12 protein-coding genes are annotated in these 11,501 nt (G+C 69.6%); 10 read left to right on the top strand and 2 right to left on the bottom strand.

The window, feature by feature from the left end:
* Positions 1–102 precede the first annotated feature (102 nt).
* Positions 103–1,341: a DUF4032 domain-containing protein gene (locus ACIP4X_RS35660; RefSeq protein ID WP_391459052.1), complete on the top strand. Its 1,239-nt coding sequence runs from the start codon at positions 103–105 to the stop codon at positions 1,339–1,341.
* Between the two features lies 1 nt (position 1,342).
* On the opposite strand, the gene ACIP4X_RS35655 is transcribed toward ACIP4X_RS35660, so the two are convergent.
* Positions 1,343–2,215 (bottom strand): universal stress protein, encoded by an 873-nt coding sequence (locus tag ACIP4X_RS35655; protein ID WP_401352517.1) that lies wholly within the window; start codon positions 2,213–2,215, stop codon positions 1,343–1,345.
* A gap of 194 nt (positions 2,216–2,409) precedes the next feature.
* On the opposite strand from ACIP4X_RS35655, the gene ACIP4X_RS35650 reads away from it, so the two are divergent.
* From ACIP4X_RS35650 to ACIP4X_RS35610, 9 genes are all read left to right on the top strand, one after another.
* Entirely contained in the window at positions 2,410–4,086 is a 1,677-nt protein-coding gene (locus tag ACIP4X_RS35650) for an FAD-dependent oxidoreductase (protein ID WP_401352514.1), read from the top strand.
* The gene (locus ACIP4X_RS35645) at positions 4,083–5,588 is read left to right on the top strand and encodes an ATP-binding protein (protein ID WP_391459058.1); all 1,506 of its coding nucleotides are present in this window, start codon (positions 4,083–4,085) and stop codon (positions 5,586–5,588) included. The genes ACIP4X_RS35650 and ACIP4X_RS35645 overlap by 4 nt, the downstream gene beginning before the upstream one ends.
* A complete protein-coding gene (locus ACIP4X_RS35640) occupies positions 5,585–5,935 on the top strand; it encodes a UBP-type zinc finger domain-containing protein (RefSeq protein ID WP_358733838.1) in 351 nt (116 codons plus the stop codon). The genes ACIP4X_RS35645 and ACIP4X_RS35640 overlap by 4 nt, the downstream gene beginning before the upstream one ends.
* 203 nt (positions 5,936–6,138) lie before the next feature.
* On the top strand, positions 6,139–7,128 hold the full coding sequence (locus tag ACIP4X_RS35635; RefSeq protein WP_391459061.1) for an integrase: 990 nt from the start codon (positions 6,139–6,141) through the stop codon (positions 7,126–7,128).
* Positions 7,125–7,316: a hypothetical protein gene (locus ACIP4X_RS35630; protein WP_391459063.1), complete on the top strand. Its 192-nt coding sequence runs from the start codon at positions 7,125–7,127 to the stop codon at positions 7,314–7,316. The genes ACIP4X_RS35635 and ACIP4X_RS35630 overlap by 4 nt, the downstream gene beginning before the upstream one ends.
* A complete protein-coding gene (locus ACIP4X_RS35625) occupies positions 7,313–8,419 on the top strand; it encodes a hypothetical protein (protein ID WP_391459065.1) in 1,107 nt (368 codons plus the stop codon). Before ACIP4X_RS35630 ends, ACIP4X_RS35625 begins: the two co-directional genes overlap by 4 nt.
* Positions 8,420–8,456: 37 nt before the next feature.
* Positions 8,457–9,881 (top strand): tyrosine-type recombinase/integrase, encoded by a 1,425-nt coding sequence (locus tag ACIP4X_RS35620; protein ID WP_401352508.1) that lies wholly within the window; start codon positions 8,457–8,459, stop codon positions 9,879–9,881.
* Positions 9,878–10,255, top strand: coding sequence for a DUF6262 family protein (locus ACIP4X_RS35615; RefSeq protein WP_391459069.1), 378 nt, complete (start codon positions 9,878–9,880; stop codon positions 10,253–10,255). Before ACIP4X_RS35620 ends, ACIP4X_RS35615 begins: the two co-directional genes overlap by 4 nt.
* A 5-nt stretch (positions 10,256–10,260) precedes the next feature.
* Positions 10,261–10,461: a hypothetical protein gene (locus tag ACIP4X_RS35610; protein ID WP_391459071.1), complete on the top strand. Its 201-nt coding sequence runs from the start codon at positions 10,261–10,263 to the stop codon at positions 10,459–10,461.
* An 86-nt stretch (positions 10,462–10,547) separates the two neighbouring features.
* Here the strand turns inward: ACIP4X_RS35610 and ACIP4X_RS35605 are convergent, their stop codons facing one another.
* Complete coding sequence (locus tag ACIP4X_RS35605; protein WP_391459073.1) at positions 10,548–11,348, bottom strand: inositol monophosphatase family protein; 801 nt, start codon at positions 11,346–11,348, stop codon at positions 10,548–10,550.
* Positions 11,349–11,501 lie beyond the last annotated feature (153 nt).

The following is an 11,501-nucleotide window of genomic DNA, read 5'->3' as shown; positions in this document are numbered from 1 at the left end:
GGCAGCAATCTCGTCCGGAGTCACACCCCCTCAACGCCACACCGAACCCGAAAGACACGCACCACCACAGCCGACCTGACCAAGCACTACTAGGGTTCCCGCATGGGCTTGCAGATCAGCGCCACCAACCCGGAGCACCCCGCGCTCCTGCTCCAACTGCCGTGGCGGACACCGCTGGAGGAGTGGCCGGAGGAGTACCTCGTGCCGCTGCCGCGCGGCATATCCCGGCACGTGGTGCGCTACGCCCGCGCCGGCGAGGAGGTGATCGCCGTCAAGGAACTCGCCGAACGCCCGGCGCTGCGCGAGTACGAGCTGCTGCGCGACCTGGACCGGCTCGGCATCCCCGCGGTGGACGCGCTGGGCGTGGTCACCGGCCGCACCGACGGCGCGGGCGAGCCGCTGGAGCCGGTGCTGATCACCCGGCACCTGGGCGGTTCGATGCCGTACCGCTCGATGTTCGAGACCACCCTGCGCCCGGCCACCATGCACCGTCTGATGGACGCCCTGGCCGTCCTGCTGGTGCGGCTGCACCTGGCCGGGTTCGCCTGGGGGGACTGCTCGCTGTCCAACACGCTGTTCCGGCGCGACGCCGGCGCGTACGCCGCCTATCTGGTGGACGCCGAGACCGGCGAGCTGCACCGGCGCCTGAGCCCCGGACAGCGGGAGTACGACCTCGACCTGGCCCGCGTCAACATCAGCGGCGAGCTGCTGGACCTGGAGGCGTCCGGGGCGCTGCACCCCTCGGTGGACCCGATCGAGTTCGGCACCGAGATCTGCGCCCGCTACCGGGGGCTCTGGCAGGAGCTGACCCGTACCTCGGTCTACCCGGCGGGCAAGTACCACTACATCGAGCGCCGGATCAGACGGCTGAACGACCTCGGCTTCGACGTGGCCGAGATGCAGATCGAGAGCTCCGCCACCGGCGACACGGTCACCTTCGTGCCCAAGGTCGTCGACGCCGGCCACCACCAGCGGCAGTTGCTGCGCCTGACCGGCCTGGACACCGAGGAGAACCAGGCGCGGCGGCTGCTGAACGACCTGGAGAGCTGGATGGCCACCCAGGACGACCACGCTCCCGGCGCCGGGCGTCCCCACGCCGCGCGCCCGGAGGTGCTGGCGCACCGCTGGGTGCGGGAGGTGTTCCGCCCCACCGTGCGGGCGGTGCCGCCCGAGCTGCGCGGCACCGTGGATCCGGCCCAGCTCTACCACGAGCTGCTGGAGCACCGCTGGTACCTGTCCGAGCGGGCGCAGCACGACATCGGCCTGGACACCGCCGTGCGGGACTACGTCAGGAACATCCTGCCCGGGGCGCGCGAGGCCCCGGGCACGACGTCCGGGTGAGTCACGGGTGCGGGACGACCGCCACCGGGCAGCCGGCGTGGTGCAGCATCCCGCTCGCGACGGAGCCGATCCGCGCGCCCACCGCCGTCCGGCGTGCCCGGCGTCCGACGACGAGGAGCTGGGCGTTCTCGGCCGCGGCCAGCAGCACCTGGCCCGCGCTGCCCATCTCCACGTGCTCGACGACGGGGACCTCCGGGAAGCGCTCCCGCCACGGCTGGAGCGCCGCGTCCAGCGCCTTGCGCTCGTACGGTTCCAGGCCGCCGGCCTCGTCGAGCAGCCGGAGCGAGCCGGGGCTGTAGGCGAAGACCGGTGGCAGCGTCCAGGCCCGTACCGCCCGCACCCCGGCGCCGCGCGCGGCGGCGGTCGTGAACGCGAACTCCAGGGCCGCCGCGCCGTCCTCGGGGGCGCCCTGCTGGCCCACGACGACCTCCCGGCCCGCGGCCTCGGCGGCGGGGCGGTCCCCGGCGCGCACCAGGACGACCGGCCGCTCGGTGCCGGCGATCGCCTGCTGTCCGACGGAGCCGACCAGGAACCCGACGAGAGCGCCCCGTCCGCGTGAGCCGAGCACCAGCGCGTCCGACACGGCCGCGGCGCCGAGCAGGGCGGGTACGGGATCGTCCTCGACGGCGTCGGCGGTCACGTCCAGGCCCGGATGGCGCTCGGTGACGGTCCTGACGGCCTCGGCCAGCGACTCGCGCACCCACGCGCGCTGGGTGTCCCGGTCGCCCACGTCGAAGGCGTCGTGCACCTCGTGGCGCCAGGCCCGCACCACGCGCAGCGGCAGCCCGCGGCGCTCGGCCTCCCGTGCAGCCCACGCCAGTGCGGCGAGGCTCTCCTCCGATCCGTCCACCCCTGCCGTGATCGGGCGCGTCATGCCGTGTGCCTCCCTGTGTGGTGAGCCAGTTCCCGGTCCAGTCTCCCCCACCGGCCGATCATCACGGCGGGCGGTGGGGGCGGTCGGCGTACCTGGGCGAAACGGGACGGGCGCACATACGATGGTCGGGAGCCGGCGCGGTGGCGACGGAGGCGCACCGGGCCGCCGATCCGAGCACGCGGGGTGACAACCGCATGACACAGGCCCAGGAGCAGGCGCGGACCGTCATCATGACCGTGGACGACGATCCGGGGGTGTCCCGCGCCGTCGCCAGGGACCTCAGGCGGCGCTACAGCGGTTCGTACCGGATCGTGCGCGCCGAGTCCGGCAAGTCCGCGCTGGACGCGCTGCGCGAGCTGAAGCTGCGGGGCGATCCCGTCGCCGTGATCCTGGCCGACTTCCGCATGCCGCGGATGAACGGCATCGAGTTCCTCGAACGGGCCCTGGACATCCACCCGGGCGCCCGGCGGGTGCTGCTGACCGCGTACGCGGACACCGACGCGGCGATCGACGCGATCAACGTGGTCGACCTCGACCACTACCTTCTCAAGCCCTGGGACCCGCCCGAGGAGAAGCTGTACCCGGTCCTGGACGACCTGCTCCAGGTCTGGCGGTGCAGCGACCACCGGCCGGTGCCGAGCACGAAGGTGGTGGGGCACCGCTGGTCGGCGCGGTCCTCCCAGGTACGGGAGTTCCTGGCCCGCAACCAGGTGCCGTACCGCTGGTACTCCTCGGACGAACCGGAGGGCGGGAGGCTGCTTGCCGCGGCCGGGCAGGACGGTCAGCGGCTGCCGCTGGTGGTCACCCCGGACGGCACCCCGCTGCTGGAACCGGAGCCGGCCGAGCTCGCGGCCCACGTGGGGCTCGCGACGACACCGGCGGCCGAGTTCTACGACCTGGTGGTGGTCGGCGGCGGCCCGGCCGGGCTCGGCGCGGCCGTCTACGGTGCCTCGGAAGGGCTGCGGACGGTGCTCGTGGAGCGCTCGGCGACCGGCGGGCAGGCGGGTCAGAGCTCCCGGATCGAGAACTACCTCGGCTTCCCGGACGGCGTCTCCGGCGCCCAGCTCACCGACCGGGCCCGGCGGCAGGCGACGCGGTTCGGCGCGGAGATCCTGACCGCGCGCGAGGTGACCGGGCTGGAGGTCCGCGGGGCGGCGCGGAGCGTGCGCTTCTCCGACGGTTCGGCGGTCTCCGCGCACAGCGTGATCCTGGCGACCGGCGTGTCCTACCGGCAGCTCCCGGCGGCCGGGGTGGAGGAGCTGACCGGGTGCGGGGTGTTCTACGGTTCGGCGCTGACCGAGGCGCCCTCCTGCCAGGGGCAGGACGTCTACATCGTCGGCGGCGCCAACTCCGCGGGGCAGGCGGCGATGTACCTGGCCCGGGGCGCGAAGTCGGTGACCCTGCTGGTGCGCGGGGCGTCGCTGGCGGCGTCGATGTCGTACTACCTGATCCAGCAGATCGACGAGGCCTCCAACATCACGGTCCGCACGGGCACCGTCGTGGACGCCGCGCACGGCTCGGGCCATCTGGAGAAACTGGCCCTGCGCGACACCGCCACCGGGGAGTGCGAACTCGTCGACGCGCAGTGGATGTTCGTGTTCATCGGGGCGGCGCCGCGGACCGACTGGCTGGACGGCACGGTGCTGCGGGACGGCCGCGGGTTCATCCTGTCCGGGCCCGACCTCACCGCCGACGGGCGGCCGCCCCCGGGGTGGGAGCTGGACCGGCCGCCGTACCACCTGGAGACCAACGTGCCCGGCGTGTTCGTCGCCGGTGACGCGCGGGCGGAGTCCGCCAAGCGGGTCGCGTCCGCCGTCGGAGAGGGAGCCATGGCCGTGCTGCTCGTCCACCGGTACCTGGAGCAGTCGTGAACGGGCGGCCGATGCCGTGCGGCACCGGTGAGATCGGCTCGCTGTTCCTGTTCGAGAAGCTGCGTCCCGAGCAGTTGGACCGGCTGTGCGCCCAGGGGCGGGTGGAGAGGTACGAGCCCGGCCCGGTGTACACCGAGGGCGAGCCGGCCACCTGCTTCTACGTGATGATCGAGGGGACGGTGGTGCTCTCCCGCCGGGTCGGCGGCGACGACGTGGAGGTCAGCCGGACCTCGCAGCGCGGGGTGTACTCGGGCGCCATGCAGGCGTACCTCGGGGACCGGCTGCGGCAGGTCTACATCAACTCGATGCGGGTCACGGAGCCGACCCGGTTCTTCGTGCTGCCCGCCGACGCGTTCGCGGACATCATGCGGGAATGGTTCCCGATGGCGGTGCACCTGCTGGAGGGGCTGTTCTTCGGGTCCAAGAGCACCCAGGCGGCCGTCGGGCAGCGGGAGCGGCTGCTGGCGCTCGGCTCGCTGTCCGCCGGGCTGACCCATGAGCTGAACAACCCCGCGGCGGCGGCCGTACGGGCCACCGCGACGCTGCGGGAACGGGTGGCCAAGATGCGGCGCAAGCTCGCCGTGATCGCCGAAGGGCCTTTCTCCCGGGACCAGTTGACCAACCTCATCGAGATCCAGGAGCGTACGGCCGAGCGGGTCGCCAAGGCCCCGGACCTCAGTCCGCTCCAGGCCGCCGACCGCGAGGACGCGCTCACCGACTGGCTGGAGGACCACGGCATCGACCAGGGCGCGCAGTTGGCACCCACCTTCGTGCAGGCGGGGCTCGACGTCGACTGGCTGGACCAGGTCGCGGCGGCCGTCGACGAGGAGATCCTGCCGGGCGCCGTGGGGTGGCTCAACTACACGGTGGAGACGGAGCTGCTGATGGACGAGATCGCGGACTCCACCACCCGGGTCTCCCGGCTCGTGGACGCCGCCAAGCAGTACTCCCAGCTGGACCGCGCCCCGTACCAGGTCGCCGATGTGCACGAACTCCTCGACAGCACCCTGCTGATGCTGTCCGGCAAGATCGGGCCGCGGATCGAGGTCGTCAGGGAGTACGACCGGACGCTGCCGCGGATTCCCGCCTATCCGGCCGAACTCAACCAGGTGTGGACCAATCTGATCGACAACGCGGTGTGCGCCATGGACGGCGCGGGCGGCGGCGAGGGCACGCTGACCGTGCGGACCGCGCTCCAGGACGACCGGCTGCTGGTCGAGTTCCGGGACACCGGTCCCGGGGTCCCGCCGGAGATCCGGGACCGTATCTTCGACCCGTTCTTCACCACCAAGCCGGTCGGCCGGGGCACCGGCCTCGGCCTGGACATCTCCTGGCGGATCGTCGTCAACAAGCACCACGGCGCCATCTGCGTGGAGTCGGTGCCCGGCGACACCCGGTTCCGGGTGCTGCTGCCGCTGAACGCCGCGGACGGGGACGGACCGGCGTCGGCCGGACCGCCGCTCACCGCCGGGGCCCACCCGACCACCGAGGAGCCGACATGACCCGTGACACCGGTATCGACCCCCGTGTGCCGCCCAGCGGCACCGGCTGCGCCGAGTGCGACGCGGCCGGCGGCTGGTGGTTCCATCTGCGGCGCTGCGCCCGTTGCGGCCACATCGGCTGCTGCGACGACTCCCCCGGCAAGCACGCCACCGCCCACCACCGGGCCACGGGGCACCCGGTGATCCGCAGCTACGAGCCGGGCGAGGGCTGGTTCTGGAACTACGACACGAACGAGCTCTACGACTCCGGCCCCGAACTCGCCCCACCCGAACACCACCCGAAGGACCAGCCAACCCCGGGCCCAGCAGGCCGCGTCCCGGCCGACTGGGCAAACACCCTGGGCTGAACCGGCGACCGCAGCCTCCTGGCCATCGTGACGCCGTGACAAGCGCACCGGAGCGTCCCGTTCTCTTCCTCGACGTTGACTTTACCGACCGCCCGTAGGCCTGCCCGTGATGTCCGTCTGGGACTGTGACCAGCACGTCCTGGGCTCGTTTACCGACCGTGTCCAGGACGTTGGCCATGTTCTGGAGTCGGTACGGAGGGCAAGTGGCACGGCACGTCGTGGTCGGGGACTTGAGAGTCCAGCGGATCGACCGGAAGGACGGGCGGCGATCGTGGACGATCGTCTGGCCCGAGGGATCACTGCACACGGAGGCGGACCGGTTCCTGCGGGAACACGAGGGTTCGGGCACGCAGAAGACCTACGCGTACTACCTGGTGGACCATCTGCGCTGGCTGGAGCGCGAGTGTCTGACCTTCGGCACGGTCCAACTGCGTGACCTGGAGAGGTACATGGGGATCGTCGGGGCCGAGATCCGCATGCCGCTCGGAGAACCGTGGCGGGTCGGCAAGCGGCCCTACGGCCGTTCTGCGCTGTCGACCGCGGCGGCCTGTCTGAAGGGCTTCTACCTGCACCAAGCCTCTCTCGGCATCAACAGCGAGCTCGGCAAGAAGCTCGACAAGTCCCGGCTGCCGTCACGGGTGGACCGTCGTCGGTCGTTCCTCGGTCACACGAAGTCGCCGCTGCCCGCGAACCCGCTGGCGCCGAAGGGGCCGCTCCGCCGACACCCGAAGATGTTGCCGGACGGGGCGAGGGAGAAGCTGCTGCAGACGGTGAACGCCGCGCGGGACCGGCTGGTCGTCGACTGGCTGGCCGACGGGGGCCTGCGGATCGGTGAGTTGCGCGGGTTGCACCTGGTCGACCTGCACCTGCGGGAGAACTCGGCCTGCGGCGAGTGCCGCACCCCGCATCTGCACGTCTGCCACCGGCCCGGCAACCCGAACCGGGCCGAGGCCAAGACCAAGCATCCGTGGCAGCTCGAGCGAGGGACGGTCACCGGCGGGCTGATCAAGCGGGTCAGCCCTGCGATGGTGCACTCGTACTTCGAGTACATCACCACCGAGTACCCGCGCGGCACCCGGCACGGCATGCTGCTGGTCCAGCTGCACGGCGCCGACGCCGGCCAGCCGTGGGCACCGGTCGGCGCCCGCCGGATGCTTGGGCGGGCAGGGAAACGCGCTGGCTGGGGCTGGTGAAACCCCATGCCTTCCGGCACACCTTCACCTCGGCGGTTCTCGACGCCGCGGACGGCAACACCCTGATCGCCCGGGACGCAGGCGGTTGGGCCTCGGCTGCGATGGTCGACGACGTCTACGGGCACGTCGACATTCACGATCCGGTCTTCGACGCCGCTCTGCGCACGGTCTGGGGGGAGGGCCGATGAAGCGCCGGGACGCCTTCTTGCTGCCCTTGCTGACGTCGCACCAGAACGACACTCGGACCGGCAGAGATCGTTTGGAGATACTCACCGCGCTCACGAGCGCGCCCTCCTTCGATCCTCTGTTCCGCGACGACATCATTCAAATCCCGCAGGGGCATCAGGTCTATCGATGGTTTTGCCGGGTCCCTGGTTGCGAGCGTGCTACGGGTCTCGGCGATTTCTGCCACACCCATCGAGAAGAGTGGCTTGCGGTCACGAAGAAGGGAGTCAGCCGGTCTACCTTTCTCCGCACTGCTGAACCCTTGGGGCAATCCACCGATCAGTACGGGAACTTCTCCTGCTTGATCTGTCCTGAGCGCCCCGCACGACCGGGCGAGTATCGCCTCTGTGAATTGCATTTCAAGAAGTGGAGCCAGGCACAAGTCGGGAATGAGACCGCTCTCGACTTGGATGAGTGGGGCGCCGAGCAATTTCCCCTTCCAGGGTTTGGCGTCTGCATGGTGCGGGTCTGCCTTCTGTTGGCAGATTCGCCGCTCGGACTATGTCGTCGGCACGGTAATGCCTACCGGAGGGCAGGTTCCCCGGGAGGTGCATCGATTTCGCAGGAATGGTGGCGTGACGACCGATCCGCAGCTAGTCACACGGACCGCAACCAGTTCCAGGAATGGTGCAACGCGGAGATCGCAGTCGCCCTGCCTGCTCAGTTGAATCTGCGCGGCCTGCGCCCGTTGACACAAAAGGAGATCCAGTGGGGTCTGTTCGCCCACACCCAACGGCAGCGTCCGGCCCGCTGGGACGTCACCGCGCTCCGAATGATCGTGAATGCATGTCGCGAAACAGATGCGACCTCAATCATCGATCTGGATATTTCATCCCTGACTAAGACCGCCACAGGGATCACGAAAGAGATTCTCCACGAGTTGCGTCTGGTCTACTTCACGCGCGAGGAGACCAAGGAAGCTGGATTCATTGAAACCAGGCACTTCGGCGTCAGCCTCAATCGCATGGGACTACTTCGCCGGGATCCTGAGTTCACCCCGATGCCCCAGCACTCACAAACTCGACCAACTGCGCCGCGCGATGACCGAATTGGGCGCATTCCTTGAAGTCGACGCCCCTGGCGGGGGTCACGACCCTGCAGTCTTGACGAAGGAGCACGCCGATCGCTTCGTCGCAGACCAGCGGCATCGCGAGGAACATGCCCTCCCCTCCCTGGCCATGGTCCGCTCCGACGGAAAGCAGAGCATCGTCACAATCGGCACACGGTCAATTGTCTTCAACCACACGCGCAAAATCCTCCGCACGGCCATGGATAACGGTGTGACCGACACTCTTGGCCTGGCGAGGGAGTTCGTCGTCGCATTGCCGAATGCCGGCGCAACCGCCTATCCGAAACGTCGACGCCCTTTCCCCGACGAGGTGGCACGCGCGCTGGCCGACGAGCGCAATCTCGCTGAGCTCACGCGTGTTCAGGACCCGCATGACGAGGGCGCGCGGGACATCTGGGAGATCATCGTGACCACCGGACGGCGGCTGGGGGAAGTGACCGAGCTCCGCTGGAACTGCATCGGCCGACTCAACGGCCTCGCGATGCTCTGGCACGACCAGACGAAAGTCGGCAACTACGACGCAGCCATCCGCATCCCCGACTCTCTCTTCGCGCGCATCGCCGAACGTCAGCGCAAGACCCTCAGCCGGTTCGCCGATGAACACGGCTACACACCCACGGGGAAAGAACGCGACGGCCTCGCGCTGTTTCCTACCAACTATCGGAGCACAGACGGGACCATCGCGCTGAGCAGGCCGTGGTTCTACAGCCGTTTCCGCGCCTGGGTCGCCGCTTTGGAAGTTGGCCATTGCGTCCCTCACCAGGCCCGTCACACCCTGGCCACCAGTCTGCTCCGCAAAGGTGCCACCCTCACCCATATCCGGCGCTATCTCGGGCACGTCTCGGACAGGATGGCCGAGCATTACGTGCATCTCTCCAACTCCGATCTGGAGAACGTTCTCGAGCATGTCTGGGTCGCCGGCCCCGGCACTGCCGCTCCGGGGGAACTTCTCGCAGGAAATTCGTCCGACGCTCTCACCAAGGAGCAGGCCCTGGCCATTGCCGTCGATCTCGCCCGCCGCAGCACCCCAGCTGAAGGAGGGTTCTGCACCTTCCAGCCGGTTGTCGACGGCGGTGCTTGCCCCTGGAACCTCGACTGTCACAACTGCGACAAGTTCGTGCTCTCCTGCGCCGACCTTCTCTACTGGCGGCGCAAACGTGAACAGTGGCGCCTGCTGGCAGAGGGCGCCCCGGACGATGCCACCGCCGACTACCTCCACCGCTACTTCGAGCCCACCGCCCGCGCCATCGACGGCCTGGAGAAGGCCCTGGCCGGTCTTGGGCTCCTCGACGACGCACTCGCCCTTGACCTGCGCAAACCCCAGGACTACTTCCAGCGCGTCTGGTCCACGGCCTTCCGCGCCGCCGACCTGGTCAACGCAGGAGACGAAGAACAGAGCGAGTACAGCGCGACGTGCACAACCGACGACGACCACGACCCCGAGCAGGACATCGCATGAAAACCGCTGCCGTTCCCCAACCCCGCACTGCCGCCGCCCTGGCCGCACGGCGCCACAAGACCGAGACCGCCCTGCAGCGAGTCCGCGACGCCATCACCCGGCTCCGGCGCGAGAAAGCCCAGGTCAGCGTCGCCGCTGTCGCCCGTCGCGCGGACGTCTCACGGACCTTTCTCTATGACAATCCCGAGGCCAGAGCCGTCATCGCCTCCGCGATGGCCGAGGCCGGAGACCGCCGAACCCAATTGCTCACCGACCAGGACGAGGAGCGTGAGGCGACCTGGCGCGAACGCGCCCTGAATGCCGAAGACGCCCTCAAGGCCACAGCGAGATCCTCGCCCAGAGGACCCGCATCGGTGAACTACTCAGCCAGATAAGGGACTTGGAAGCCGAGTGGACCAAGGAAGCCATCCAGCGGCTCACCACCGAGAACACCACCCTCAAACAGCGGGTCCGTCAGCTCACGGCCGACAACCGCACCCTCGACGAGCGCCTCAAGGCCGCCCGTTCCAACCTCCGCTTCCAGGACCGCCGCGTCGCCGACCTCGAAGCCCGCATCACCGACCCGGGAACGGCGAACTGACCCTGGTCCGCTGACCAGATCGCGGCCCGTCCACCGTACCGGTGGACGGGCCGCCCCAGCCCGGCGAAACCCACGCGGTCACAGCCCTAGCTTCGGCTGCGCATCATCGACATCAACAGCCCGTGGGTCTCCTCGTCGGCGGCGACCACAAGCCCACGACCCGCCTCGCCAATCGGGGCACCGTCGATCCCGGTGACAACACAGCCAACAGCCCGGCACAACGCGATACCGGCCGCGAAATGCACGCTCCCGGAGAGGTCGCCGCCATCGGTGACATACGCGGCGCGCTTGCCGGCAGCCACCCAGGCCAGCGCCAGCGTCGTGGATACGACGCGCGGCCGGAAACGCTCGACGAACTCAGGGCGGGCCAGCAGATCCACTGCCCGGAATCCCGGCGCACTCGGGAACGGCGGATCCAGGTTGACGTCCACCAATCGGGTAGACGGCGTGGGCGCCAGCAGTGCGTCGTCGACCCCGTCATGCCGCACCCAGGCGGTCTCGCCATTGGTGAAAAAGACCTCACCGCTGAACGGGTCGGCCACCGCCGCCGCGCCATCGCGCAGCGCCACGTTGACAGCCACCAGCATGTTGCCCACGGCGTAGTTCAGCGTGCCGCACAGGGGGTCCACCAACCACTGGCGCACAGTGTCGGCGGCACCCTGCTGCCCGCCTTCCTCGCCGAGCACCGCATCATCGGGCCGTGCGGCACGGATGACGCCGAGGATCGCCTTCTCTGCCTCCACATCAGCGGCGGTGGCGAAGTCCCCGGCACCCTTGTCGATGCGGCTGAGCCGCTGGCCGTACATGTTGCGGACCACGTCCGCGCCAGCCCGCGCCCCGGCTATCGCGACTGCAGCATCGTCGGAGCTCGCGTATGAGTCGATCATGCCGTGCAGACTATCGAGGCGATAGCTATCGCCCCGGCGAACCTTCCCGGTCAGAGCACTAGTAGTACTTCGTTAGGTTGGTTGGCGTGGGTGGTGTTCTGGCGGAGCTGAAGCGGGGATGCTGCGGTGGCAGGTGGGGCATGTGCCGGTCCA

The sequence above is a fragment of the Streptomyces sp. NPDC088817 genome, from assembly GCF_044750345.1.
Lineage (GTDB): Bacteria > Actinomycetota > Actinomycetes > Streptomycetales > Streptomycetaceae > Streptomyces.
Note: the sequence above shows the minus strand (reverse complement) of the source record. Positions and strands in the feature narration are given on the sequence as shown.